Below are 24,867 nucleotides of genomic sequence, written 5' to 3' on the forward strand. Positions count from 1 at the left end.
CAAAAAGGCGGCCATGGCCGCCTTTTTTTATGGCTGAATCATCAGACCGGGATATCAATAATTAACGCCCGGGTGGCAGTTTTCGCCGTCAGCCTGAGCTGCTGCTCTTCCTGCAAAAATGCCCCATCACCACAGCCGAGCTTCTCCTGATACTCGGTACCAGAGACCGCTTCCAGCGAGCCATGAATCGACTGCAGGTAGGCGCGCGGTCCGTGCAGCTGCATCAAATGCTGTTCACCGGGAGCCAGTTCCACCTGATGAATCCACACCTGCTGCCGCAGTTGCAGACTGCCGTCCGCACCGTCTGGCGAGGCCAGCAACTGGGTGGTTTGCCCCTCTGACAGCGCGATTTTCTGCATCCGTGGGTTTTCCCGCTCCGGACAAGCGGCCAGCCACAGCTGCATCCGCGTCAGCGGGCGCTCTTTGCTCAGGTTGATCTCACTGTAACTCACGCCCGGCTGGGCAGAGAGCAGCAGCGCTTCCCCTTCACGAACGATGATGTGGTTGCCCTCGCTGTCGCGGTATTCCGCTTCACCCTGCAGTACGATGTTCAGTACATCGACCTGCGGATAGGTGCGCGGCTGAAAAGCAGCGCCCGGTGCCAACACTTCCTGGTTGAGGACCCGGAGTGAGGCATAGCCCATCAGTTTGGGATCAAAATAGTGGCCAAAAGAAAAACTGTAGCGCGCCTGCAACCAACCGAAATCGGCCTGACCACAAGCGGACGCACTGCGTGTTGTTATCATTGTTTACCTCCAGCATCCGGTGGCGAGGATCGGCCACGGACTTTATGCCCATATGGTAAAAGTCTGGACGCCGGATTGTTAGCCAGTTAATCTGCCTGGCATGTTCAAATTTCCTGACAGAGAACCGGGATGGCTAAAGAGCGTGCGTTAACCCTTGAATCTTTACGCGTTATGGATGCAATTGATCGACGCGGAAGTTTTGCAGCAGCCGCTGACGAGCTAGGCCGGGTGCCTTCCGCTCTCAGCTACACCATGCAAAAACTGGAAGAAGAGCTGGATGTGGTGCTGTTCGACCGTTCCGGTCACCGCACCAAATTTACCAATGTGGGACGCATGCTGCTGGAACGTGGCCGGGTGCTGCTGGAAGCGGCCGATAAGCTGACCACCGATGCGGAAGCGCTGGCGCGCGGCTGGGAAACCCATCTGACCATCGTCACCGAAGCGCTGGTGCCGACCGAGGCATTGTTTCCGCTGGTGACGCGGCTAGCTGACAAAGCCAATACTCAGTTTTCGCTGGTCACTGAAGTGCTGGCTGGCGCGTGGGAACGGCTGGAACAGGGACGGGCCGACATTGTGATTGCCCCCGATCTGCACTTCCGCGCCTCAACCGAGATCAACACCCGCAAGCTTTACACCATGATGAGTGTCTATGTCGCCAGCGCCGACCACCCGATTCATGACGAACCCGAACCGCAGTCTGAAGTGACGCGCGTGAAATATCGCGGTATTGCAGTGGCGGATACCGCGCGTGAGCGCCCGGTGCTGACCGTTCAGCTGCTGGACAAGCAACAGCGCCTGACTGTCAGCAGCATGGAAGATAAACGCCGCGCCCTGCTGGCCGGCCTGGGCGTCGCCACCATGCCCTATTCGCTGGTTGAGCAGGATATTGCCGAGGGCCGTCTGCGGGTGGTGAGTCCGGAATATACCCGTGAGGTGGATATCATTATGGCGTGGCGTCGTGACAGCATGGGTGAAGCCAAAGCCTGGTGCCTGCGCGAGATCCCCCGCCTGCTGGCGAAAAAGAACTGACTCTCTCCCCGCGCCGCCGGGGAGCATCCCTTCGCCGCTTATAACCGGCTGAGACAGTCGATCGCCACCGCCTTAAAGCAGGCGAAGTCGGTGCTGTCGCGCAGCCGGCTCATCGCCCTTTCGCGCAGAAACGTCACGAACAGATCGTAGATCGCCATCGCTTCTTCATATTCACTTTTGCTGATGGCCAGCAGAAAAATCACGTAGGCGGTGTCGTCTCCCCAGGCGATGCCGTGCGGGGCCAGCACGGTGTAGACCACGGTTTTCTTCGCCAGCAGCCCCAGCGAGTGCGGCAGCGCAATGCCTTCGCCCAGCATGGTGCTGACAATCGCTTCACGCTCCTCTACCGACGGATAAAACGCCGCATCAACATAGCCCTCCGCCTCCAGCTGGTCACAGAGCTGCCGGAACAGTTCAGACTGGGTCATTGGCCGGTCAACGATGTGAAAATGCTGAGCATCAAAAAATTTAGCCAACATGTAAGGCCGGGTGCGATCCACCAGCACCAGCTTGCCTATCTGCTCCAGCTGGAAACCGGTCGGGAACGGCGACATCACCACCACCGGCTTCTCTTTTTCGCTGAGGCGGATGGTTGAGATGACAAAATCCTCATCAATCCGGCTGCGCGCCTCATATTCCCGCTGCGACAATCGCCCCGTCACCTGCAGCTGCGGATAACGGCGCAGCAGCATCGCCTCAATCATGCGTAAGGTTGAATTACCGCTGTCGCACACCAGCAGCACCTGCGGATGGCGCTGATAGCCGACATCATAATGCCGCTCCAGCCCGACGCCGATATGCAGCACCAGGAAGCCGATTTCGTTTTCACTGATCACGTAAGGGGTATATTTTCCCCAGCTGGTTACCGCCGCCAGCGTGACGTCATAGGCCATCGGATAGTGCTGTTTGATGTTGCTCAGCAGCGGATTAGGAATGTGAATCTGGTAGCGCACCCGGGTGATCATGGTTTTAATATGGGTCAGCAGATCGGCCCGCAGCTGCTGGTCGTTTTGCAGGTTGAAGTTGTAGTGGGTATTGATAAAACTCAGCAGGTAATCGACCAGGGCATCGGCATCATCGGCATTGATGGCGCTGGGAGCGATTGCCTGAATGCGTCGCGCGGCGATATTCACCCGCAGCCAGTTCTCTTCAGCGGGCGAGATCGGTTTGCTTACCAGCGGGCGCATCAGGTTAATCAGCTGATGCGCCGCTTCCCGCACCTCGTCGCCAATCTCTTCCGCGCCGGGATCGTTGAGCGGATAGCCTTCACTGATGCGCCGAACCGCCACCGCACAGTAGAGCCGCAGGTAACGTTCGCCTTCATCGCTGATGCGGATGTTGTGCTGGGCAAAGCAGCTTTGCAACAGCGGACGCAGCGTATCAAGCATGCCGCTGTTTAACGCTTCGATCGTCAGCAGCGGGCTGTCCGGCTGCGCCTGATCGATCTCCCACAGCAGATCGGTCAGGCAGGTACGGATCGCCACTTCGCTGCCAAACAGCTTCATGCCGTAGTGCGGTTTGCTCTCGATCGTCAGGTGATAGCGACCCAGCCACTCCCGCACTTCCGCCATATCATTTTGTAACGTGGCGCGGCTGACGAACCACTCTTCCGCCAGCTCCTCAAGCTTGATCGAATAGGCCGCGGTGAGAAACCGGGTCAGTAAATAGCGCACACGATCCGGCGAAGTACGCGGCACCCGCAGCGGCGATGCGGTCTGCTGTTGCAGGTGCTGGAAACGCTGAGCATCCTCAATCTTCAACTGGTAACCTGCGCCGCGGTTCAGGATAAACTGCGCGCCGTGCTGCGCCAGCAGCGCATTCAGCGCGGTGATATCGGTGCGTACGGTGCGCGTCGACACGGCAAAACGCCGCGCCAGTTCATCCTGGGGCAGCGTTTCGTTTTGCAGGGCATCAAACAGTTGCGCAAGGCGCTGATTGGGAAATCTCACGATGGTTTACCTGTTGCTGCGGTTGGAAAAAAGCCGGGATTCAGCGGTCAGCCTACGGGGATCGTGGGGCAACGTCCATGTTGTCTGACGCCCACCCGGTTAGCGGCGGGCGTCTGGCAAAGATCCTCAGGCCAGCAGCTTTTTACAGATTGCCAGCAGTTGCTGCACATCTTCAATACGGGTTTCACCGCTGGCTTTATCAATGATCGAACTGTAGACGTGCGGGATCACTTTACTGACGCCCGCCTCCAGCGCGATACGAATGATCTGCTCAACGTTATCCAGATCGATACCACCGGTTGGCTCCAGCCAGAAATCCTGTCTGGCGCAGGCTTCCGCCACCGCACGATATTCATCAATCGTCTGCAGGCCGCCCATCGGGAAGTACTTCACCGAGCTGCCACCCATGTCCTGCAGCATAGCGATGGCGGTGCCGATCGGAACGATCGCGTCGTCGCTTTTTGCGCTGCGGGGTCCGGTGGAGATTTTTACCTTGCCCGGCGTGCCGGTGGGCGAGATCAGACCATTGACCACCGTCTGCGACTGACCCAGCAGCGCACGGCTGGTGGCGACGCCGGTGAACACCTGGTTCACATGCTGCGGTTGCAGCACGGCCGAGATCTCACTCACCATCTGCGACTGACCCGGATCGCCCGCTCCCAGACCGACCGACAGCGCATTATCGATCAATGCGGCATATTCCCGCATATCGGCGATCGCCGCCTCATTGCTGGCGTAGTTTTTTGACAGCACCCCGACCAGCACGTGCCCTTCCGCCGCCTGCCAGATGGCGCGCGCATTCTCTTTCGATCCTGCCAGCACGTTAAGGCACAGGCGATCCTGATAAAAATTGGGTGTCAGCGTCATGCGTTTTTCTCTCCGGTTAACAGCGCCTGAATACGGGCAAAAATGGTCTGCAACTGATCGGCGCTGACGCTGCGCACGTCCGCCTCAATGATCCCTTCGTTAGCTTTGTAGCCGCGAAAATAGATGGCGGTGTCACCCTTTTTCAGCGCCTGCACCAGATCGCCGGTGCGCTGCTGGATCGTCGCCTCATCAAAGGCGATCTCGGCACGGGCGATATCCCGTCCCGCCGCATCCCACACTACCCGGGCCGTGACGCCCTGCAGTTGGTTAAGCTGGTTGATAAACGGCGTCATTTTTTCCACCATCTGCGCGCCGCTGATTTTCGGCTGCGTCAGATAGTTTTCAATGGCCTGCGTCAGGCCAAGGATGCCCTCTTTGCCGACTTTCATCGCACGGCCAATGCCGTTGGTCTGACGTTTCACCCATTCAACGTAGTCGTGACGGCCAATCACCAGCCCGCTGGTCGGCCCTTCGATCGCTTTTGCACCGCTGTAGATCACCAGATCCGCGCCCGCCTGGTAATAACAGTGCAGATCTTCTTCCGCGGCCGCATCGACGATCAACGGCACGCCATGTTCACGCGCCACTGCCGCCGCCTGCGCCACGTCGAGGTGGCTTTTCTGCACGCAGTGATGCGATTTTACATAGAGGATCGCCGCAGTCTGTGGGGTGATCGCCGCTGCCAGCTGTGCTGGCGAACACTCATTGCTGTAGCCCGCTTCGACCAGCTGTCCGCCGCCCAGCGCCACCATGCTGCCGACCGGCGCGCCGTAGTTAACGTTATGTCCTTTCGGTACCACAATCTGGTGCGGCACGCTGAGCGGCGCTGCGTGCAGATTATCCAGCAGCCAGTCGTTATCTTTAACGATCACCGCCGCCACGCTCTGGGCGATGCCGGCTGAGGCGCAGGAGACCACCAGCGCATTCTCTGCGCCAAGCAGACCGGCAATGTAGGCACCGGTCTTGTCCACCAGATCCTTCATTTCGAAGTAGTGATCGAGACCATACTTCACCGTATCGATCACATCAGAGGACGGGGTGGAAACCCCAAGAATCGTCATACGGCCAGAGGCGTTAATTACCGGCTTCAGGCCATACTTTTCATATACCGAGCTCATTTACTGCTCCTTCTTCTGTCGCGATCCACTGACCGGCGACCACTGCCGCCAGTGGGACCAGATGCTGCTCACCCGCCACCTGTTCACCTTCTGAATCGATAAACGGTCGGGTCTGCTGTTTGACGGTAAAAATGGTCAGGTCGGCGTCGTAACCTACCTCCAGCCGGCCTTTACGCGTCAGGCGCAGCGCGTCCGCCGCGTGGGCCGTGACGCAGTTAATCACCTGCGGCAGCGTCATGCCGACGCTGAAAAATTTCGACATCACGTGTGCCAGGTTGTGTACCGGCCCCGCCAGCCGGTTGCGGCAATAGATGTCGGAGCTGATGGTGTCCGGCAGAATGCCCTGAGCGATGGCCACGCGCGCGACCTCAAAGCTGAAGCTGGCGCTGCCATGGCCGACATCCAGCTTAACGCCACGGGCGATAGCCTGCTTTACCGCCGCTTTCAGTTCACCCTGCGGCGTCAGAATGCGGTTAGGCTTGCCGTTAAAACAGTGGGTGATGATGTCGCCGGAGGTGAGTAAATCGGCAATCTGCGCCAGATCGGGCGGATTGTTACCGATGTGAACCATCAGCGGCAGGCCGCCGACTGACTGCTGGATCGCCTTGGCTTTCACCAGCGGCTTAACGCCGTTTTTGCCCACTACGCTGCTGCTGATGCGTGCCTTAAGCCCAACGATAAAATCGGGCAGTCGGGCCACCGCCTCAGTCACCGCCTGCTCGTCAATCTGCGTCATGTCAGCCAGTTCGTTCTGAGTGACAATGCCGGTGCGGGCGATGTTGATCAGCGCATAAACCTGGGTCTGTGCCGCGCGCGTCAGCTGATAGAAATCATCAATGTGCTGCGCGCCGGTGCTGCCGGCATCCACCACGCTGGTAACGCCGTGACTGACGCCGATTGCATCCGCTTCATCATGATAAATCGGCGATTTCGGGTAGCAGTGAACGTGGGAATCGATCCAGCCAGCGCTGAGGTAGCAGCGGCCAGCCAGATCGCGCTCGCTGTGCGCCTGGCCCTGTACCTCGCCGATGGCGGCGATTTTGCCGTCCTGCAAGGCAATATCCACCACCTGCTCATCGCTGAGGCGTGCACGGCGAATAATTAAGTCGAACATGGGGACTCCTTAGCGGCGGCCCGCTGCCGGACCGCCGGTGACATCAGAGCGCAATCGGGAAAATCGCACCAAGGATCATCGCACCGAGGATAGCGCCGCCGGTGATGGGCTTGTTCCACAGGTAGAACAGCAATGCGCCCAGCAGCGAACCGAGGCCAATCGGAATAGAGGCGGCCATCGCTGACAGAATGATCAGCGGCCCCAGGAAGCGGCCCGACGTGTTACCGGCTCCCATCATCACGTCGGCCCCGTAGGTGGAGTCGCTCTGATTGATGGTGAATTTACGCGCCAGAATAATCAGGTAGCCAATCGCCACCCCGATGACCAGACCGGTCACCAGCGAGGCAGCGAAGTTGGCAACCGGGAAGATGATACCGGCACCCAGCAACAGCGCCGGCACGCCCAGCCCGACGCCGGTCTGAATTGCGCCGCCGATATCGAGAATGCCGACCAGCGATCCTTCAATAATGCGGGCGAACAGAAAGCTGGCACCGAATGCGGCGACCGCGCCGTAGACGCCGGTCTCCATGCCGGCACGCAGCATCGAGACAAACGCCACCTCGTTGAAGGCACCAATGCCATACAGGTAGTACATGTGCGTCCCGGCAAATACGCCGGATGAGAGCAGGCCAACAAAGATCGGGAAGGACCAGTCGGCGTACCAGAAGCCTTTATTTTCGTTCATCAGCATCGCCTCTTATTTGCCGCTTACTGAGTTATGAATCATGTCGAGCCAGCCAGGAATGCCGAGCTGGAAGGACTGCAACAGCTTCATGTCGAAGCCACGGAAGAAACCGCTGAGGACAAACAGCAACACGATGGCGGTCATCATCACTTTGGTGACCTTGTTCCAGCCGCTCTCTTCCACGCCTTTGCCGATCAAAATACCCAGCACCAGTCCCGGCACCGCGTTTCCCATAATCAGCTGCGCCAGGCCGCCAAAAATAGTGGCCCAGAAGCCCGATTTGCGGCCCGCATCAATCGCCGCCAGCCAGAAGATCACCGGCATCACGGTATTGACCAGCAGGTTAGCCGCTGGCACCAGCACTTTCACCGCGGTAACCTGCAGCGCGGCCGGTACCGCTGAGGCGGTAGAGTTGAGAAAGGCGACCACGATCATGCCGATGATGCCGCAGGCGATAGCCATTTTTTTCGGGTCGTGCAGCGTTTCGGCCACGTTGCGGTTTTTGACCATCAACGCGGCGGCGCCCCAGTTTGGAATGATGCGGTGATCCACATCCTGCGTGAACGAACCGGCTGCAACAGAAGATGCCCAGGCGTTAAAGAAGAAGCCAAGACCAAAGGAGAAGTGAGAGGCTGGATCGCCTTCGCACGAGTTCAGTTCGCCCAATGTACGAAAGGCGCCCATTCCCTGGGTGGTCGGCGCGTGAAACATCCGCGCAGCGCCGGCACCGACGCCGACACCCACCAGCCCGCCAATGATCAACGACTTAAACAAAATGATTAAAAACATGTTGTTGTACCTTTGTTGTCGTTTTTACCCATCACGCGTCAGCCGTCGCCTTGACCGCCGCGACGCTGCGGCCAGCGCGCCGTCGGGCAACCGGCTTTCTGACATGAAAGGGCACTGTTTTTAAGGTGTCACCGTGAACGTGACCTGTTCGGTGTCGAAAACGGTGACGCTGACGGTGATCTCCAGCTCTACGCTGTAGCTCCGCCGTTGGCGCGCCAAAAAGAAGAACAGAAATTTTTCGGTTTTGACGCTCTCCCGTGCGTTCAGCACCCGCACATCTTCGGGCTCAATCCGCAGCAGAATTTTTTGCGTCGCGCGCAGAACCTGGTTCTGTACGCGACTCAGGGCATCGGCAAAGGCTTTCGCTTTGCTGTCGCCTTTGCCCTCTACCGTCACCTGCGTAACGTATTGTTGTTTCATAATCAGCTGCCGTGCTTCTTGTTCCAGGCCTGCACCAGCCGTTCGCCCAGCTCTTCTTTATCCATGAAACCGAAACCCAGGACGTTAGCGCCTTCGTTGATGGCGGTGACGCCTTCATCGATGGAACGCATGCCGTGTTTCGCCTTGTAGCCATATTTGTTCTGGGCGGTGATGGCACCTGCGCCACCGCTGCCGCAGAAGGAGATGCCGAAATCGGCATTTTCTGCCTTCATCACGTCGCCGAGCTTCATGTCTGCTGCCACGCCCGGTACCACCACCGCGCGTCCACCGGCTTTCTCGATGCCTGCCGCAACTTTCTGTCCTTTACCTAAACGATCGCCAATCACTACGGTTACCATGTTCATTTCCTCTTCAGTTGTTTGATCGGGCGACTTCGATATGCACCGAGAGCAGCCATGCTTCTTCGCGTGGCAGATTGCCAAACAGATCCACTACCTGCTGCGCCAGCTGCAGCGTTTCTGGCGGGATATCCTCGAACAGCTCGGCTTCCACCTCGGGCAGCGGTTCACCGCTCAGGGAGCGTGATGCCATTGCGCCGACATGCGACACCAGCATCTGCTGCTGGACCGCATTCGGCACAATGCCGTGCTGCTGATAGATCGTCGCAATCTGCGCCATTACCCTGTCCGCCAGCTGCTGCACTTTCTCCGGTGGCGCGTCTTGCACCGGAACGCCGTTATTGCTCACCTTGCTACTCCTGTTAGACCGGATAATTCGCGTTGAAAATAAATTACCCCTGATAGCGATCCCTGTGGAGACGCAACATTTCCAGCACCAAGCGGAAATCGAGGTGAAGAGCGTGCGCCAGATCGCAGGCTGCACGCTTAGTGCGACACAGCTCTCAAAATGCGTTAAATATGTGTCAGGTCAGCAGGATGCGCGCAGGCTGTGCGGTGAAGTTCGGCGAGGCGAGGGGAAAAACGGTGAGTAATAAGCAGAAGTGATGATAAAACTCGCCGGTCGGGAGTGACCGGCGAGAGCGTTAACGGAATTTCTTATGGTTGGCGTTGCGGATGTCGTCAAATTTCGCCGCTTCGCGTTTCGCACCGTCGACGTTATTGGCTTTTGCCAGCGTGCTGACCACATCAATCTGCGCAATCAGCGAGTCGATACCGGCGTGAAAATCTTTGACCTGCGCGCTGTCAGCCGGCTGGCCTTCCAGCTTGTCTGGCGTGCCCTTACGCGCATCCTGCGCCGCGGCACGCATTTTGGTCAGCGCCTGCTGCATCTCCTGCGCATCGTCGGTTTTCTTGACGATCTTCAGGTTGGCATTCAGCGTATCCATATCCTGCTCCAGATCGGCCGCATAGAGGCTGACGCTGGAGAACAACAGAGAAGCAGACAACATTGCAATCACATGCTTACGCATCGCTCTTTCCTTTCTTATTGTGATGAAAAAAAAGCAGCCATCAGGCTGCTTTCAGAATCCATCTTTCTTATTGTCCCGCGATCTTCATTTCGGGCAGTAACACCGAACCGCACTGGATGTTGCTGCGGGTTTCGATGTCATCACCGACGGTCACCATGTTACGCCACATGTCTCGCAGATTGCCGGCGATGGTGATCTCACTGACGGGATACTGAATTTCGCCATTCTCGACCCAGAAGCCAGCCGCACCGCGCGAGTAATCGCCGGTAATGGCGCTGACGCCCTGCCCCATTAGTTCGGTGACCACTAAGCCGGTCCCCATCTGCTTCAGCAGGTCGTCAAAGCTGTGGCCCTGACCGGCGATGCGCCAGTTATGGATGCCACCGGCATGACCGGTGCTTTTCAGGCCAAGTTTGCGGGCTGAGTAGGTAGTCATTAACCAGGTTTGCAGCACGCCATCTTTAATAATGTCGCGCGCCTGAGTCCGCACGCCTTCGCTGTCGAACGGCGTCGACGCCAGACCTTTCAGCAGGTGCGGCTGTTCGTTAATCGTCAGCCACTCTGGCAGGATCTGCTGTCCCATTGAATCGAGCAGGAAGGTCGATTTGCGGTAAACGCTGCTGCCGCTGATCGCCCCGACCAGATGGCCGAACAGGCCGGTTGCCACTTCAGCGGCGAAAATCACCGGCGCTTTCATGGTGGAAAGCTTACGCGGTGCCAGACGCGACAGCGTGCGACGCGCACATTCCGCACCGACCCACTCCGGGCTCTGCAAATCTTCAAAGGCGCGGCCAATGGTGTAAGCGTAATCGCGCTCCATGTTGCCATCCTGCTCGGCAATCACACTGCTGGAGAGCGAGTGACGGCTGGAGCAATAGCTCTGCAACATGCCGTGGCTGTTACCAAACACTTTGATGCCGACGTGGCTGTTGAAGCTGCCGCCTTCGGTATTGACGATGCGTTTGTCGGCCCGCAACGCCGCCTGTTCTGCCTGCGCCGCCAGCTCAATCGCGCGATCGGCATCGATCTCCCACGGATGGTAGAGATCCAGATCGGGCGCGTCATATGCCAGCAGATCAGCATCCGCCGGACCGGCAAACGGATCGGGCGAGGTATAACGCGCAATATCGATGGCCGCCTGCACGGTGCGTTTAATCGCGTCCGGGCTGAGGTCGGTCGACGAGGCGCTGCCTTTACGATTCTGATGATAAACGGTGATGCCAAGCGCGCCGTCGCTGTTGAATTCGACGTTTTCCACTTCACCGTAGCGGGTGCTGACGCCGATGCCAGTGGTTTTACTGACCGCCACTTCCGCGCTGTCAGTGCTTGCTTTAGCCAGTTCGAGCGCCTGTGCAATCGCCTGCTCTAACACTTTTCGCTGTTCTGCAACCTGAGTAGATACGTTCATCGACCTGCCGTCTAATCTTATGTATGTATGATTTGAGTCTATCAGAGTCAGAGAACAATTTCGCAGTCACCCGATAAACTGGTAGGATTAGCCTCTTTTTTTGGGAGTCCACTAATGACCAAACAGCCCGATGAGTGGCTCGACGATGTGCCAGATAATCATGAAGAAGAAGATGAAGAGATTATCTGGGTCAGTAAGAGCGAAATAAAGCGCGACGCTGAAGAGCTGAAACGCCTGGGTGCCGAACTGGTCGACCTGGGCAAAAATGCCCTTGATAAGATCCCGCTGGATGAGCGTCTGCGTGCCGAAATCGAACTCGCGCAGCGCATTAAGAAAGAGGGTCGCCGTCGCCAGTTGCAGCTGATTGGTAAAATCATGCGCAGCATGGACGTCGAGCCGATCCGCCAGGCGCTGGATAAGCTGAAGAACCGCCACAACCAGCAGGTTGCGCTGTTCCATAAGCTAGAGATGTTGCGTGACCGCCTGATTGAACAGGGCGATGACGCCATGACGGATGTGATCGCCCTCTATCCTCAGGCCGATCGTCAGCAACTGCGCAGCATGATCCGTAATGCGCAGAAAGAGAAAGCGGGCAACAAGCCGCCGAAATCTGCGCGACAGATCTTCCAGTATCTGCGCGAGCTGGCCGAAAGCTAAGCGATGTCGGGGCGGGCAGTTTGCCCGCCTGCAGGCAGCGTTACGCGACCCGATGCCGCTGTGCCATCACAGCAGGCGTTTACCGGCAGCGGCCGGACCTCCGCGATAATCCCCAATCCTCTGCCGCAATCCGACGCGCTCCCCAGGCGCCAGGATGCACGGCCCTTCTCCGCATTCTCAGGCTACGGGTGAGTAAACGATCGGGCATTGTCTTTGTCGGCCCGCTTATTTATCCCGCCCCGGCACGCTGTCAGGCAGTTCGCTGCCGGTCACTCTCACGGCAGACGCCACATCACGCGTATTGGCTTCAGCTCAGGTTAGCCCTCACGGCGCGCGGCGATACGGTTGCAGTTGCAGCACGGCGCTACGTTAAGCGTGCCGTGGCGTGTGAAGTCAGGAGCGGCGAAGTCGGGCGGGCAATAAAATGCGGAGCGTTGTCAGGCTGAGGTAAAAAAAGCGCCCCGGTGGGCGCTTGTTCGGTTAAGCCAGTTTATCGAGCAGCTTCTGGTGAATACCGCCGAATCCGCCATTGCTCATCACCAGGATCGAATCACCCGGCTGCGCCGCTTTGGCAATCATCGCGACCAGGGTATCGATATCCGCAGTGGTGTGGGCAGGCTGCATACAGGCGTCAGCGACGTCTGAAACCTGCCACGGGATGTGGTGCGGCTGGAACAGAAAAACTTCGTCAGCACGCGCCAGTGACGGTGCCAGTTCGTTTTTATTCACACCCATTTTCATGGTGTTCGACCGTGGCTCCAGCACCGCCAGAATCCGGGCCGTTCCGCCCACTTTGCTGCGCAGCGCAGCCAGGGTCGCCAGAATCGCGGTCGGGTGATGCGCGAAATCGTCATACACTTTGATGCCGTTGACCTCGCCGCGCAGCTCCAGCCGGCGACGCGCGTTGATGAAGCTGTTCAGCGCATGGCCGGCATCTTCTGGCTTCACGCCGACATGCCGTGCTGCGGCGATCGCCATCAGTCCGTTGTGCATGTTGTGCTCACCCACCAGCGCCCAGTTCACTTCGCCCACTTTGGCACCATCAAGCCACACTTCCCACTGCGACGCATCCGCGGTGAGTTTTTTCGCCTGCCAGCGGCCGTGCTCGCCGATACTCTCCTGCTCGCTCCAGCAGCCCATCGCCATTACCTGCCTGAGGTTATGATCGTTTTCTGGCAGCAGGATCTTACCCTGCCCCGGCACGATCCGGATCAGATGATGGAACTGCTTCTGGATCGCCCGCAGATCGTCAAAAATATCCGCATGATCGAATTCAAGGTTATTGAGGATCAGCGTGCGCGGGCAGTAATGGACAAACTTGGAGCGCTTATCAAAAAACGCGCAATCGTACTCATCCGCTTCGATCACGAAGAATGGACTTTTTCCTAATTTTGCCGAAACGTCGAAGTTTCCTGGCACACCACCAATAATGAAGCCCGGCTCCAGCCCGCAGGCCTCCAGAATCCACGCTGCCATGCCGGCGGTGGTGGTTTTGCCATGGGTTCCCGCCACGGCCAGCACCCAGCGATCGCGCAGCACGAAGTCGTGCAGCCACTGCGGGCCAGAGAGGTAAGGAATGTTGCGTTCCAGAACTGCTTCCACACAAGGATTACCGCGCGTCATCGCATTACCGATGATCACTAAGTCCGGTGCCGGATCGAGCTGGCTTGCGTCATAACCTTCTGTTAATTCAATGCTTTGCTGCTCAAGCAGCGTGCTCATTGGCGGGTAAACGTTGGCGTCCGAACCGGTCACCTGATGGCCAAGCGAACGGGCCAGCATCGCCATACCGCCCATAAACGTGCCACAAATCCCAAGGATGTGAATGCGCATAACGAGATCCATTACTCAAAAGTTCGGCGCACAGTGTAACCCTGCTCGCAGACGGAAGAAACGGATTAGGACTATGGTTTTTGAAGTTCAATCGGCTAAACTGCGTACGCATACGTTGGCAGACTGTTACGCATGCTGCCACTCCATCGAAGATTCAGGGAATGTGTTATGAAAACGTTAGGCGAATTTATCGTCGAGAAGCAACACGACTTTCCGCACGCCACAGGTGAACTGACGGCGCTGATTTCAGCCATCAAGCTGGGCGCCAAAATTATCCACCGCGACATTAACAAAGCCGGTTTAGTGGATATTCTCGGTGCCAGTGGGGTTGAGAATGTTCAGGGTGAGCAGCAGATGAAATTGGATCTGTTCGCCAACGAAAAACTGAAAGCGGCATTGAAAGCCCGTGGCATCGTCGCCGGTATCGCGTCTGAAGAAGAGGACGAGTTCGTTATCTTTGAAGGTGAGGAAAACGGTAAGTACGTGGTGTTGATGGATCCGCTGGATGGGTCGTCAAACATCGACGTTAACGTTTCGGTCGGCACCATCTTTTCTATCTATCGCCGCGTCAGTGAGCCGGGTACTCCGGTGGTCGAAGCTGACTTTATGCAGCCGGGCAACAAACAGGTCGCTGCCGGTTATGTGGTGTACGGTTCGTCAACCATGATGGTCTACACCACCGGCGCAGGCGTGCATGCGTTTACTTACGATCCGTCGCTGGGCGTTTTCTGCCTGAGCCACGAGCGCATGACCTTCCCGGCAACCGGTTATACCTATTCGATTAACGAAGGCAACTATATTCGTTTCCCGCAGGGCGTGAAGAAATACCTGAAGTTCTGTCAGGAAGAGGACATTGCTACGCACCGTCCTTACACTTCCCGCTATATCGGTTCGCTGGTGGCTGATTTCCACCGTAACCTGCTGAAGGGCGGCATCTATCTCTACCCAAGCACCGCCAGCCATCCGCAAGGTAAGCTGCGTCTGCTGTATGAGTGCAACCCGATGGCGTTCCTTGCGGAGCAGGCGGGCGGTAAGGCCAGCGATGGTCAGAAACGTATTCTGGATATCCCCCCGGTCACGCTGCATCAGCGCTGCCCGTTCTACTGCGGTAATGAGGCGATGGTCAACGACGTTGAACGTTTCCTCGGCGAATTCCCGGATTGCCGCCAGGGCTAATCTGACGACAATCTCAGGGCGCGAATATCGCGCCCTTTTTTTTTGCTTTCAGACCGGCTGCAAGCGGAACTGCGCCATGGTCGCCTGTAGCTGACCGGACTGGGCCTCCAGCGACTGGGTTGCCGCAGTTGCCTGCTCCACCAGCGCGGCGTTCTGCTGCGCAGCTTCATCCATCTGCGTTACTGCCAGGTTGACCTGCTCAATGCCGCGGCTCTGCTCGTCAGAGGCCATCGAGATCTCTTTCATCAGTGCGGTGACGCGCATCACCTCACCTGAAATTTCATCCATGGTTTCCCCGGCACGCGTCGCCATCTCGCTGCCCTCTTTGACCCGCGACTGCGAATCGCCGATCAGCGTGCGGATCTCTTTGGCGGCGTTGGCACTGCGCTGCGCCAGGGTGCGTACTTCATTGGCGACCACCGCGAAGCCGCGGCCCTGTTCACCCGCGCGCGCCGCTTCTACCGCCGCATTAAGCGCCAGGATATTGGTCTGGAAGGCGATACCGTCGATTACGCTGAGAATGTCGCCGATGCGATTGGCGCTGTCGGTGATCTCATGCATTTTCTCCATTACGTAGCACACCACTTCAGCGCCGCGATCGGCGGTATCTGACACCGCGTTTGCCAGCTGATGTGCCTGCTGCGCGTTGCTGGCATTGAGCCGCACCGTTGCGGTTAACTGCTCCATACTGGCTGCCGTCTGCTCCAGCGAGGCTGCGGACTCTTCGGTGCGCTGCGACAGATTGACGTTGCCTGCGGCCAGTTCACGGCTGCCGATGTCTATTTGCAGGCTGGCTTCCCGCACCTGGCTGACCGAGGCGCGCAACGCCTGCTGCATCTCTGCCAGCGCATGGTTGAGCCGTCCCAGCTCATTGTTACCCGCTGCCGGCAGGGTTTGTGATAAATCGCCAGCGGCAACCTGTTCGAGGTGCACAATGGCGTTGTTAAGCGGCTGAAGCAGCATCCGGCGCAGCAGGTGCCAGGCGAGTACCAGCAGCAGCAGCGTCAGCACCACCGCGACGGCGATCAGAACTTTCATTTTGGTTTCGTTATAGGCCGCCTGCGCCAGCTGCGCGGCGGTCACCTGATTGGCGTACTGGCCGAAATCGTCCACCGCTTTGCTGTAGCGGGCGGCCAGTGAGGCCAGGTTACCCTCCAGCAGCTGGTAATATTCGTCGGTATATTGCTTATCCAGCGCGCTCATCATCGGCCGGATGCCCTGCTCAAGATAGGCTTTGTAGCTGCCCGCCACCGCATCCGCCAGCGTTTTGCCGTGTGCCGTGACCGTGCCCGCATCAATAAAACGTTTCAGGTTCTGCTGCGATGTCACTACATCGGCCTGCGCCAGCTTAGTGACGCCGGCACCTTCTTCCAGCAAGCCAATTTCAATTTTCCGCACCGCCAGCGCCGCGTTGGCACGGGCGCGCATTAAATCCGCGTTGCTCTGATACAGGCTGTTCAGCTCAACTCCCTGAATGCGATTAATCACATCCAGCGATCGGTTCCCTTTGTTAATTGCCACGATACCCATAAAACTCACCGCCAACAGCAGCAGTGTCATAAATGCCAGCAATGCCAGCAACCCCGTGCGAAGTGATAACTGTTTCATCTTGATAGTTTCCGTGTATGAGAAAAGGCGAAATTTCCAGCGGCCCTAAAACGGAACAGGTATCGGCCATCACCCCGCTAAACTTTAACCTTAATGAATGGTTATCGGCTTGATCATCACGGAGACATCTATCAAGCTGGACGCCGCTTATCAGTTACCCGGAGAAGAATAATGAAAACAGGATGGCTTCTGGCCCTGCTGTTGGCCAGCGACGTGGCAATGGCGCAGGATCTGCCAGCGGATGCCGCACTGACACGCTGCCTGAACGGCGCATCGACCACCCTTGCGATGAATCAGTGCTATGCCACAGCCAGTAAAGCCTGGGATCTGGAGATGAATAATCAGTATGGCAAACTGATGAACCGGTTAACCGGCGAGCCTAAAAACAGCTTACGTCAGGCCCAGCGTGCGTGGCTCAGCTACCGCGACAGCTGGCTGGCGGCCAGCCGCAGTCAGCTCAGTAGCCAGGGCACGCTCGGCAGCGTGGCGCTGAGTGCGCAGAGCGTTAGCCTGGTGCGTAACCCGGCGTTGATGCTGCAATCGCTGAACACCGGCAGCTGCGCTAATCCGGATGATTGTTGATGACCACCCGTTTATGCGCTGGCTGAAGTCCTCAGCGCATCCATTCATTTTCAGGGAGAAACCATGGCTGCTTATGCCTCGACCATTATTCTGATCTGCCTCGCCGTGCTGAGTTATTTCGTTCATAACAACGCCGTCACCCTCTCCATTCTGGTGCTGCTGGCGATCAAGATCACGCCGCTGGCGCAGTTTTTCCCCTACGTGGAGAAGCAGGGCATTACCTTAGGCATCATTATCCTGACCGTGGCGGTGATGGCGCCGCTGGCCAGCGGATCGCTGCCCGCCTCAACCTTGCTCAAATCCTTTGCCAACTGGAAGTCGATCGTGGCGATTCTGGTCGGCATTTTTGTCGCCTGGCTGGGCGGTCGCGGCGTTAACTTTATGAGCGTTCAGCCCTCGGTCATTGGCGGGTTATTGATTGGTACGGTGATTGGCGTGGCGTTTTTCCGTGGCGTGCCGGTTGGACCGCTGATTGCAGCCGGGATTGTTTCGCTGTTTGTCACGGCAAAGTAGCGTTAGGGTGCATTCCGAAACGCCAAAAAGAGGGCATACTTTCAGAGTCAGTTGGCTATAATAGCCGACACTCAACATACGACTACTGAAGGAATGCCCGATGAGTTTGAACCAGGTGCCAGCAGGTAAAGACCTGCCAGAAGATATCTACGTAATCATTGAGATCCCGGCCAATGCCGATCCGATCAAATATGAAGTTGATAAAGAATCTGGTGCCCTGTTTGTAGACCGTTTCATGTCTACCGCCATGTTCTATCCGTGCAACTACGGCTACATCAACCACACCCTGTCACTGGATGGTGATCCGGTTGACGTGCTGGTCCCAACACCTTACCCGCTGGAGCCAGGTTCTGTGATCCGCTGCCGTCCGGTTGGCGTGCTGAAAATGACCGACGAGTCTGGCGAAGATGCCAAACTGGTGGCGGTTCCGCACACCAAACTCTCTAAAGAGTATGATCACATCAAAGATGTGAACGACCTGCCAGAACTGCTGCGCGCACAGATCACCCACTTCTTTGAACATTACAAAGATCTGGAAAAAGGCAAATGGGTGAAAGTAGATGGCTGGGATAATGCCGAAGCTGCCAAAGCCGAAATCATCTCTTCTTACGAGCGCGCACAGAAGAAATAATTCTGCTGTCAGCCGATAAGTCGAAAAAAAAAACACCGTCCAACTGGACGGTGTTTTTGTTCAGGCCTCTGGCTCCTCATCACGCTTTAGCCAGTCCCCGCTCATGATACGCTGGCGTCCTGCCACTGAGCGTTGATAAACATAAAGCCATGCGCTGCCAAACGGCGTCTGAATCAGATGACGTTTGTACTCCCCACCCTTAGTGCGTAACGCATCCAGCTCGCCAAGGGTGGAGGCATCAATGCGGTACACTTCACACTGTACCGTTCCATTGCCTTCAATCACGCCGGGATAATGTCCCAGACTGTAAAGCTCAAAGCCCTCAATCTGGAAATCACCCAGCCATTGCGCATTCGTCATCCAGTGACTGTTTCCCTGTTTGCGCCGTAAACTGCCGTAGACAATTATTCGCATTGCTAAAACTCAAACTGATAGAGCAAATCGAGAGCCTGATCCACACCGGACACGGCTTCCAAATAGAGTTTAGGCATCAGGCGGTAACGCAAGGTTAACGTCGCCAGTGAATCAAAAATGCCGACACCGTATTTTACCTGCAGACCCGGTAGCACATAGCCGCTGACCTGCACCTGCTGGCTGTCGCCAACACCGGCAGTATCAAGGGCCAGATTACTGACACCGAAGGTCTCGCCGATTTTACCCACAACCTGCCCACTTTGTGCAACCCCTAAGCCAACAAGCGCTGAGGTTAGCGCATTACTGTCGCCGTCGCTGCCGAGTCCCTGACCGCGCAGCAGGTAAGAGAGCGCTTCCTGTTGCGACATCGCCGGATCGGAGAAGACTTCAGCTTTTGGCTCATCCGCCAGGCCGGTGACGCGCAGTCCGGCGGTGACATCATCTTCAGTCGCCTCCGGGTTACGGATCGCTTCAAGGTTGATGTAAGGCTGGTCAGGCGGTCCGGCAAACTGCAGTTCGCCCTTACGCACAATCAGATCCTGACCATAGGCGTGGAAGCGGCCGGAAGGAATATTGATCTGGCCGTTGAGGCCGAGACCGGATTTATCCTGCACCAGTTTAAGATCGCCATTGAGCTTCGCTTTCAGCCCGAACGCAGAGAGGCGGACATCGTTACCGACGTGGATCACCAGGTTGCTGTTGATCGGAATGGCGGCGGTTTGCGGCTGAATCGGTTTGAGGTTCTGATCCAGCATCACTTCATCCGAAGAGACCCCGGTGGCGCTTTCCGGCACTTCCTGCACCGTGATGCGCGCCCAGGGAACATCCACCCGGCCCGACAGGTTAAATGCGGCTGGCGTGGCTTCAAACACCAGATCCGGCGAGACATCCATCCGCACCATCGGCGGCACCGTCACCCGCACCCGACTGCCCTGCGCCGCCACGCGTGCACGCCAGTTATCAAGCTGGCTCCAGTCGGCGTTACCGTTGAGGTTAATGTTGCCCTGCGCGGTCTGAATCAGCCCGTTGAGGGTCGAACTCATGCCGTTAAACACCAGATTGAGGTTAGCGGCGGTCAGATCGACCGGCATGAAGCTGCCGTCAACATCGACATCCGACAGGCCGAGCTGACCAAACACCTGCGGCTGCTGCACGCTCCCCCCCAGCCGTAAGCTGCTGTTCAGGTTGCCTTTGATCTTCTCACCCTGCATCAGCGCCGGGTTCAGCATCGCCAGTGACAGATTGCGGATATTGACGTTACCGCCCAGCGTGCGGCGGTTTTCCGGATCGGTGATCTGGACGTTACCATCCAGCTGACCGTTGTTGGCAATGCGGATCAGCCAGTCGAGCTGCGCACGGCCGTCACGCAGTGCCGCATTCAGGTTCAGGGTGTCGAAGGCGACGGGCAACGTATTGCCCTGCACGTCCTGCTGCACTTTGACGCCGTTACCTTTCAGCGCCACCGTACCGGTTGGCAGGCCCTCGCCGGCACGCCAGTTAACCCGCACGTCACCGCTGAACACCCCGCTGAGCTGGGTCGCATCAGGCATAAACGGTTTAACCATCGCCAGATCGAAGCGATTCAGTACCACGTGCGCCTTGCCGCTCGGACCGGCCTCCACCGGTTCCGGTACGCAGAGCTGGGCGTTCGGGTTCTGCCAGCAGTGCGGCCCGATGGTGGCGGTCTGTTTGCTATTGAGGTAGTCGATGGCCATGGCGCGCGTCAGGCGCCATTCCCCTACCGGGGTATCGAAGCGGGTATTGTTCAGTTCGCCTTTCCAGCGCTGCGCCTGGCGATCAAAGCTGCCGTTCAGCGCCAGCTGACCTGACACCGGCTCGCCCTGCACATTGAGCTTCAGCTGATGCTGATGCTCGTTGCCGTCAGCATTCAGGGTCAGCAGGTTAATGCTGAGCGCATCCTGCTTCAGCTGTTCAACGCGCAACTGCAGCTTGCCAGCCACCTGCTCGCCGGAGCGGACATCTCCGTTCAGCGTGACGCGGTTAATCTGCATCTGCTGCCAGCGCAGGCCACGGGCATTAAGATCGGCCAGCAGCTGCGGCGCGCTCAGGGTGCCACGCGCTTTGATTGTGCCGTTGACCACGCCGCCCAGACCGGGCAGCGCATTGTCGAGCTGCGGCGCGTCGATGCGGGCATCAAGATCCAGCTGCTCACCCAAAGCGCCCTTCACGTCCAGATGGTTACGACCCAGCGTCAGTTTAATGCCGGGTATTGTCCACTGGTTGTAGCTGTTGCCGGTGAGCGAGCCATCCGCCGTGACCGCGTTCTGCTTCACGTTCCCTTTCAACTGCAGCTGCGGCACGCTTAACTGCCAGCTGCCACCGTAAAGGCTACCGCGGGTGGTGATTTTGCCATCCAGCCGGGCGGGCCAGTCGGGATACTGCTGAGCGGTGTTGATGCCGGCCAGCATCAGTTCGCTGCGCCAGCTGATCGCCTTACTCCAGTCGACCAGCGCGGTCAGATCGATATTGCCCTGCAGTGCCGCGATGCGCAGTTTATCGAGGCTGAACTGCTCAACGTTACCTTTACCGGTCAGTGAAATATTGGCCGGTGGCACTGCATCCCCTTTCACCGCAGTCCGCAGCGACATCACGTAGTCGGTCGCTTTACCTTTGAACTGGTAGTCGAGGTTATCGGCCTGGTACTGCACTGCGCCGGTTAACGGCCAGCGCAGCTGCGGACTGGTGAGCCGCAGCGACAGCGGCAAACCCGCTACCGCCAGCTGGGTGGTGGCATCCAGCTGTGCTTTCACCGGACCGGAAAGGTTGAGCGCCAGCTTCAGCTCATCGCGCATCGCACCGTTAAGCTTCAGCGCGATTTTTTCGCCTTTGATCGGCTCGCTATTCACGTCACCGTTAAGCGAGAAATCGACCGGCCAGTTATCCGCCAGCGTTGCCTGACCGCTGCCGTTCAGCTTGCCGAGGTTCGAGTCCACCTCCAGCGTGCTGAGCTGCATCTGGCGGTCAGCGGTTTTGGCTTTCAGCAGCAGCCGGCTAATCGCAATGTCGGTATCACCGGTGATGCGCAGCTGTTCGCCAAGGATCTGCTGCACATCAATATCCAGCGGCAAGCGGAAATCGGGTAACGCCGGCAGCAACGGCTGCGCGAACATCGCCTGCAGGGTTTCACCCAGCGGCTTTTCCGCCGGTTGCGGCTGCTGCACTTTCGGTTGTACCACCTGCTCATCAGCCACCTGCGCCGCTTTCGGCAGGGCAATCAGCAGGCTTTGAATGTGAGTCGGATTGAGCGTCAGCGCCCGATCCTGCCACTGCAGCCCGGTGGTGAAATCCAGCAGCGAGATGGCGGTATCATCAACTTTCACATTGATATTGTGCAGGCCAAGATGCCGCAGGGTGATCGGATAAGGCGTGCTGAGGTTGGCGTTGCCGCTCTGCTCTTCCGGCGGCGGCTCGCTGGCCGGCGTCATCTTCTTGCTGTCGACCACCACGCTGATATCACTCAGCGAAACATCGTTGACGCAGACCGATGAGTGCAGCAGACAGTTGAGATCGACAGCGAGGTGAATCTTCCCGGCATCGACGCTGACGCCAGGCATTTCATAACGCAGCCCACTCAGGGTCAGATTACGCCAGCCGCCATCGACCTGCTTGATCGATAAACCCGGCACCCAGCGCGAAGCGCCGTTTAGCAGCAGATGTAAACCGGGCGTGGTGCCGACTAAAAACGCCACGCCGCCTAATAGCAGCACCAGAAAAATCAGAATGCCGATCAGGACCTTTTTCCACAGCTTCATAGTTCAGGCCCCAGTCCGATGTAAAATTGCAATCCATGCTCCTCGTCATCCCCAATCGGTCGGGCGATATCCAGCTTGATCGGCCCCACCGGTGAAGACCAGCGTACGCCGAAACCGGCGCCGGTTTTAAGGTTGCTCTGTTTGATATCGTTGACGGCTTCGCCCGAGTCGACAAATACCGCTCCCCACCATTTGCCACTGACGTTGTACTGATATTCCAGCGATCCGGTGGCGAGCTTAGAGGCACCGGTCAGTTTGCCGTCCTCATCGCGTGGTGAAATGTCTTTGTATTTATAACCGCGAATGCTGCGGTCGCCGCCCGCGAAGAAGCGGAGATCCGGCGGCACTTTTTCGAAGTTGTTGGTTTCGATCCAGCCGAGATTGCCGCGCGCGACGAAACGGTGTTTATCGCCGAGCGTGCGGATCCAGACGTTCTGCGCCTGCAGAATCAGGAAGTCGACATCCGAGCCCCAGGTGGTATCGGAGACATCCACCGAGTAGCGCTGTGAGTCGCCCCAGGTCGGCATTAAGCCACCGCGTGAGCGGGTTCGGTTCACGCTGACCCCAGGATAGAGCAGCATGGTGGTGTCGGTGACGCTGCCCTGGGTAAAGTGGTCCAGGCTCCAGCGCAGATTAATCGCTTTCTGCCAGCCGCTGCTGCTGTCCCAGTTGCGCGACATCGCCAGCGTGGTGGTATCGGCTTTGGTATCGTTGAGATCGGTGCGCTTCAGGCCACCTGAGAAGGTGTAATACTGCTCCAGCGGGCTTTTCAGCAGCGGAACTTTATAGCTCAGATCGACCTGCTGCTCCGGCGCTGAAACATAGGCGCTGGCCGCCAGACTGTGGCCGCGATCGTTGATCCACGGTTTTTTCCAGGTGCCTTTCAGTCGCGGTCCGACATCCGTCGAGTAGCCAACCCCGGTTTCAATGGTGTTTTCGGTGCGTGGCGACATCACCGCATTGAGCGGCAGAACTTTGGTTTTGCGCCCCTGTTTAAACTCCGGAGCCACCACCACGGAATTAAACCAGCCGGTGGCGGAGAGGCGGCGGTTCAGCTCGGCTAAATCGCGGGAGGTGTAGTAGTCGCCCTGCTTAAAGGGCACCAGATTTTGCAGATACTCCTCGCGAATTTGCGAGCCTTCAAAGCTGACGTCGCCAAAACGGTAACGCTGACCGCTGTCGTAGTCGATATCCCAGAACGCTTCGCGCCGTTCGACCGATACGCCTAACTGGCTTTTCTTAAAGTTGCCATCGAAGTAACCATTGCGCAGAGCAAGATTAGAAAAACCACTTTTGAATTTGTCATACTGACCGTGATTGAGCTGGGTGCCCACTTTGGGCCGTCCCTGCGCCACCCAGGCTTTATAGTCGGCATCGTTACGCGCATCGCCTTCAATGACGATGCTGCTGCCGCCAATTTTAACCGGTTCGCCGGGCGTGACCCGCGCCACCAGCACCGGACGACCGCCGTTTGCCGGCGCAGGACGGGATTCGAAGTCAATCACCGGCTCATAATAGCCGAGCGCGCGCAGGCCCTCTTTTATCGCTACCGAGACGCGCGCGCGAAAGCGGCCGTCGTTCGAAACCTCATCGTTGCCAATGGTCGACAGGCGCGCCCTGACGTTTTTTTGCAAATCCCCGGTTAAGCCTTCTACCTGTAATCGTACCGTTGCCGCCTCAAGGGCGGGCGCGGCAAGCAGCAGGCTGGCCATACAATAGACATAAAATCGTGGCACCTGTACTCCTGTTAAACATGCCGGCCCCTTTTCCGCGGGGCACTTATTAATCATCTTTGCCTGCGCTAGCGCGACGGCAACACCCTCATCATAGCCGCACTTTATGCTAATCGGCGGCGTAAAATCGACTTCTAAGTCAAATGCCCGGGTATTGTCGGTAAATGACGCGGACGATACAACCACTGTGGTGAGGAATGATTGTCGCCGCTGACTCCACTCAGATCAATCCGAGTGCAGCCAGGCCGGACCGGTCAGCTCTCCGCGCGTCAACAGGGCGTTTGCCCTCTGGCGGCCCGGTGATAGCACCTGCTATAATCTGCCACCACAGGCATTTCGCCTGTTTTCATTTCTGCCCCGACATTGTCCTTTCCTGTCGAACTGGCGCAGACATTTTTGGCACGGATAGCCCTGTTTGACGGGTAAGCAGAT

At 57.7% G+C, this 24,867-nt stretch carries 23 protein-coding genes; 6 read left to right on the forward strand and 17 right to left on the reverse strand.

The genetic code is table 11. The annotated features are described in order from the left end of the window. Nucleotides 1–41: 41 nt before the first annotated feature. Nucleotides 42–746, reverse strand: coding sequence for a pirin family protein (locus AC6I8D_RS17305; RefSeq protein WP_312053269.1), 705 nt, complete (start codon nt 744–746; stop codon nt 42–44). 129 nt (nt 747–875) lie between these two features. On the opposite strand from AC6I8D_RS17305, the gene AC6I8D_RS17310 reads away from it, so the two are divergent. Further along, complete coding sequence (locus AC6I8D_RS17310) at nt 876–1,775, forward strand: LysR family transcriptional regulator (RefSeq protein ID WP_031376382.1); 900 nt, start codon at nt 876–878, stop codon at nt 1,773–1,775. Nucleotides 1,776–1,813: 38 nt separating this feature from the next. Here AC6I8D_RS17310 and AC6I8D_RS17315 read toward each other — a convergent pair whose 3' ends face one another. The 11 genes from AC6I8D_RS17315 to pmbA form a co-directional block, all read right to left on the reverse strand. After that, complete coding sequence (locus tag AC6I8D_RS17315) at nt 1,814–3,724, reverse strand: BglG family transcription antiterminator (RefSeq protein ID WP_497820525.1); 1,911 nt, start codon at nt 3,722–3,724, stop codon at nt 1,814–1,816. A 126-nt stretch (nt 3,725–3,850) separates the two neighbouring features. After that, on the reverse strand, nt 3,851–4,591 hold the full coding sequence (gene dagF, locus AC6I8D_RS17320) for a 2-dehydro-3-deoxy-phosphogluconate aldolase (RefSeq protein WP_031376384.1): 741 nt from the start codon (nt 4,589–4,591) through the stop codon (nt 3,851–3,853). Then, nucleotides 4,588–5,709 carry a DgaE family pyridoxal phosphate-dependent ammonia lyase gene (locus tag AC6I8D_RS17325; protein WP_497820526.1) on the reverse strand — a complete coding sequence of 374 codons (1,122 nt, stop codon included), beginning with the start codon at nt 5,707–5,709 and terminating at the stop codon, nt 4,588–4,590. The genes dagF and AC6I8D_RS17325 overlap by 4 nt, the downstream gene beginning before the upstream one ends. Next, on the reverse strand, nt 5,693–6,823 hold the full coding sequence (locus AC6I8D_RS17330) for an amidohydrolase/deacetylase family metallohydrolase (protein ID WP_497820527.1): 1,131 nt from the start codon (nt 6,821–6,823) through the stop codon (nt 5,693–5,695). Before AC6I8D_RS17330 ends, AC6I8D_RS17325 begins: the two co-directional genes overlap by 17 nt. A 43-nt stretch (nt 6,824–6,866) precedes the next feature. Further along, entirely contained in the window at nt 6,867–7,508 is a 642-nt protein-coding gene (locus AC6I8D_RS17335) for a DUF4310 family protein (RefSeq protein WP_031376386.1), read from the reverse strand. 12 nt (nt 7,509–7,520) lie between these two features. Further along, entirely contained in the window at nt 7,521–8,297 is a 777-nt protein-coding gene (locus AC6I8D_RS17340; protein WP_312053277.1) for a DUF4311 domain-containing protein, read from the reverse strand. 120 nt (nt 8,298–8,417) lie between these two features. Next, a complete protein-coding gene (locus tag AC6I8D_RS17345; RefSeq protein WP_312053278.1) occupies nt 8,418–8,717 on the reverse strand; it encodes a DUF4312 family protein in 300 nt (99 codons plus the stop codon). A gap of 2 nt (nt 8,718–8,719) precedes the next feature. Then, nucleotides 8,720–9,082, reverse strand: coding sequence for an SFCGS family glycine-rich protein (locus AC6I8D_RS17350; RefSeq protein WP_312053280.1), 363 nt, complete (start codon nt 9,080–9,082; stop codon nt 8,720–8,722). Between the two features lie 7 nt (nt 9,083–9,089). Further along, nucleotides 9,090–9,425 (reverse strand): glycine dehydrogenase, encoded by a 336-nt coding sequence (locus AC6I8D_RS17355; protein ID WP_031376390.1) that lies wholly within the window; start codon nt 9,423–9,425, stop codon nt 9,090–9,092. A 295-nt stretch (nt 9,426–9,720) separates the two neighbouring features. Next, a complete protein-coding gene (cybC, locus tag AC6I8D_RS17360; protein WP_031376391.1) occupies nt 9,721–10,107 on the reverse strand; it encodes a cytochrome b562 in 387 nt (128 codons plus the stop codon). Nucleotides 10,108–10,174: 67 nt separating this feature from the next. Beyond that, nucleotides 10,175–11,515, reverse strand: a complete 1,341-nt coding sequence (gene pmbA / locus AC6I8D_RS17365) for a metalloprotease PmbA (protein WP_312053282.1) — start codon at nt 11,513–11,515, stop codon at nt 10,175–10,177. Nucleotides 11,516–11,629: 114 nt separating this feature from the next. On the opposite strand from pmbA, the gene yjgA reads away from it, so the two are divergent. Continuing rightward, nucleotides 11,630–12,172 (forward strand): ribosome biogenesis factor YjgA, encoded by a 543-nt coding sequence (gene yjgA / locus AC6I8D_RS17370; protein ID WP_031376393.1) that lies wholly within the window; start codon nt 11,630–11,632, stop codon nt 12,170–12,172. Between the two features lie 480 nt (nt 12,173–12,652). Here the strand turns inward: yjgA and mpl are convergent, their stop codons facing one another. Then, nucleotides 12,653–14,005 carry a UDP-N-acetylmuramate:L-alanyl-gamma-D-glutamyl-meso-diaminopimelate ligase gene (gene mpl, locus AC6I8D_RS17375; RefSeq protein ID WP_497820528.1) on the reverse strand — a complete coding sequence of 451 codons (1,353 nt, stop codon included), beginning with the start codon at nt 14,003–14,005 and terminating at the stop codon, nt 12,653–12,655. Between the two features lie 168 nt (nt 14,006–14,173). Here mpl and fbp point away from each other — a divergent pair, with 168 nt between their 5' ends. Beyond that, complete coding sequence (gene fbp / locus AC6I8D_RS17380; protein WP_497820529.1) at nt 14,174–15,181, forward strand: class 1 fructose-bisphosphatase; 1,008 nt, start codon at nt 14,174–14,176, stop codon at nt 15,179–15,181. 48 nt (nt 15,182–15,229) lie between these two features. Here the strand turns inward: fbp and AC6I8D_RS17385 are convergent, their stop codons facing one another. After that, nucleotides 15,230–16,789, reverse strand: a complete 1,560-nt coding sequence (locus AC6I8D_RS17385; RefSeq protein WP_497820530.1) for a methyl-accepting chemotaxis protein — start codon at nt 16,787–16,789, stop codon at nt 15,230–15,232. A 171-nt stretch (nt 16,790–16,960) separates the two neighbouring features. Between AC6I8D_RS17385 and AC6I8D_RS17390 the strand changes: the two genes are divergently transcribed. The 3 genes from AC6I8D_RS17390 (at nt 16,961) to ppa (ending at nt 18,515) form a co-directional block, all read left to right on the forward strand. Then, a complete protein-coding gene (locus AC6I8D_RS17390; protein WP_497820531.1) occupies nt 16,961–17,371 on the forward strand; it encodes a lysozyme inhibitor LprI family protein in 411 nt (136 codons plus the stop codon). Nucleotides 17,372–17,434: 63 nt separating this feature from the next. After that, the gene (locus AC6I8D_RS17395) at nt 17,435–17,884 is read left to right on the forward strand and encodes a DUF441 domain-containing protein (protein ID WP_312053289.1); all 450 of its coding nucleotides are present in this window, start codon (nt 17,435–17,437) and stop codon (nt 17,882–17,884) included. A gap of 100 nt (nt 17,885–17,984) precedes the next feature. Continuing rightward, on the forward strand, nt 17,985–18,515 hold the full coding sequence (gene ppa / locus AC6I8D_RS17400; protein WP_031376399.1) for an inorganic diphosphatase: 531 nt from the start codon (nt 17,985–17,987) through the stop codon (nt 18,513–18,515). A 60-nt stretch (nt 18,516–18,575) separates the two neighbouring features. Here ppa and AC6I8D_RS17405 read toward each other — a convergent pair whose 3' ends face one another. From AC6I8D_RS17405 to tamA, 3 genes are read right to left on the reverse strand one after another with little or no spacing between them, the layout of a single operon-like run. Further along, complete coding sequence (locus AC6I8D_RS17405) at nt 18,576–18,929, reverse strand: gamma-glutamylcyclotransferase family protein (RefSeq protein WP_312053291.1); 354 nt, start codon at nt 18,927–18,929, stop codon at nt 18,576–18,578. Between the two features lie 2 nt (nt 18,930–18,931). Continuing rightward, nucleotides 18,932–22,702, reverse strand: a complete 3,771-nt coding sequence (gene tamB / locus AC6I8D_RS17410) for an autotransporter assembly complex protein TamB (RefSeq protein ID WP_497820532.1) — start codon at nt 22,700–22,702, stop codon at nt 18,932–18,934. Further along, the gene (gene tamA / locus AC6I8D_RS17415; RefSeq protein WP_312053375.1) at nt 22,699–24,414 is read right to left on the reverse strand and encodes an autotransporter assembly complex protein TamA; all 1,716 of its coding nucleotides are present in this window, start codon (nt 24,412–24,414) and stop codon (nt 22,699–22,701) included. Before tamA ends, tamB begins: the two co-directional genes overlap by 4 nt. Nucleotides 24,415–24,867: the final 453 nt, after the last annotated feature.

The sequence above is a fragment of the Pantoea sp. X-Soil-MYKO-1785 genome, assembly GCF_059730675.1.

Bases quoted from the DNA above. Each gene is read 5' to 3' on its own strand.
- AC6I8D_RS17340 (WP_312053277.1), bottom strand. From the start codon at position 8,297: ATGTTTTTAATCATTTTGTTTAAGTCGTTGATCATTGGCGGGCTGGTG.
- cybC (WP_031376391.1), bottom strand. From the start codon at position 10,107: ATGCGTAAGCATGTGATTGCAATGTTGTCTGCTTCTCTGTTGTTCTCC.
- mpl (WP_497820528.1), bottom strand. From the start codon at position 14,005: ATGCGCATTCACATCCTTGGGATTTGTGGCACGTTTATGGGCGGTATG.
- tamB (WP_497820532.1), bottom strand. From the start codon at position 22,702: ATGAAGCTGTGGAAAAAGGTCCTGATCGGCATTCTGATTTTTCTGGTG.
- AC6I8D_RS17325 (WP_497820526.1), bottom strand. From the start codon at position 5,709: ATGAGCTCGGTATATGAAAAGTATGGCCTGAAGCCGGTAATTAACGCC.
- tamA (WP_312053375.1), bottom strand. From the start codon at position 24,414: ATGGCCAGCCTGCTGCTTGCCGCGCCCGCCCTTGAGGCGGCAACGGTA.
- AC6I8D_RS17385 (WP_497820530.1), bottom strand. From the start codon at position 16,789: ATGAAACAGTTATCACTTCGCACGGGGTTGCTGGCATTGCTGGCATTT.
- AC6I8D_RS17310 (WP_031376382.1), top strand. From the start codon at position 876: ATGGCTAAAGAGCGTGCGTTAACCCTTGAATCTTTACGCGTTATGGAT.
- AC6I8D_RS17305 (WP_312053269.1), bottom strand. From the start codon at position 746: ATGATAACAACACGCAGTGCGTCCGCTTGTGGTCAGGCCGATTTCGGT.
- AC6I8D_RS17390 (WP_497820531.1), top strand. From the start codon at position 16,961: ATGAAAACAGGATGGCTTCTGGCCCTGCTGTTGGCCAGCGACGTGGCA.
- fbp (WP_497820529.1), top strand. From the start codon at position 14,174: ATGAAAACGTTAGGCGAATTTATCGTCGAGAAGCAACACGACTTTCCG.
- yjgA (WP_031376393.1), top strand. From the start codon at position 11,630: ATGACCAAACAGCCCGATGAGTGGCTCGACGATGTGCCAGATAATCAT.
- dagF (WP_031376384.1), bottom strand. From the start codon at position 4,591: ATGACGCTGACACCCAATTTTTATCAGGATCGCCTGTGCCTTAACGTG.
- AC6I8D_RS17330 (WP_497820527.1), bottom strand. From the start codon at position 6,823: ATGTTCGACTTAATTATTCGCCGTGCACGCCTCAGCGATGAGCAGGTG.
- AC6I8D_RS17335 (WP_031376386.1), bottom strand. From the start codon at position 7,508: ATGAACGAAAATAAAGGCTTCTGGTACGCCGACTGGTCCTTCCCGATC.
- pmbA (WP_312053282.1), bottom strand. From the start codon at position 11,515: ATGAACGTATCTACTCAGGTTGCAGAACAGCGAAAAGTGTTAGAGCAG.
- ppa (WP_031376399.1), top strand. From the start codon at position 17,985: ATGAGTTTGAACCAGGTGCCAGCAGGTAAAGACCTGCCAGAAGATATC.
- AC6I8D_RS17395 (WP_312053289.1), top strand. From the start codon at position 17,435: ATGGCTGCTTATGCCTCGACCATTATTCTGATCTGCCTCGCCGTGCTG.
- AC6I8D_RS17350 (WP_312053280.1), bottom strand. From the start codon at position 9,082: ATGAACATGGTAACCGTAGTGATTGGCGATCGTTTAGGTAAAGGACAG.
- AC6I8D_RS17405 (WP_312053291.1), bottom strand. From the start codon at position 18,929: ATGCGAATAATTGTCTACGGCAGTTTACGGCGCAAACAGGGAAACAGT.
- AC6I8D_RS17345 (WP_312053278.1), bottom strand. From the start codon at position 8,717: ATGAAACAACAATACGTTACGCAGGTGACGGTAGAGGGCAAAGGCGAC.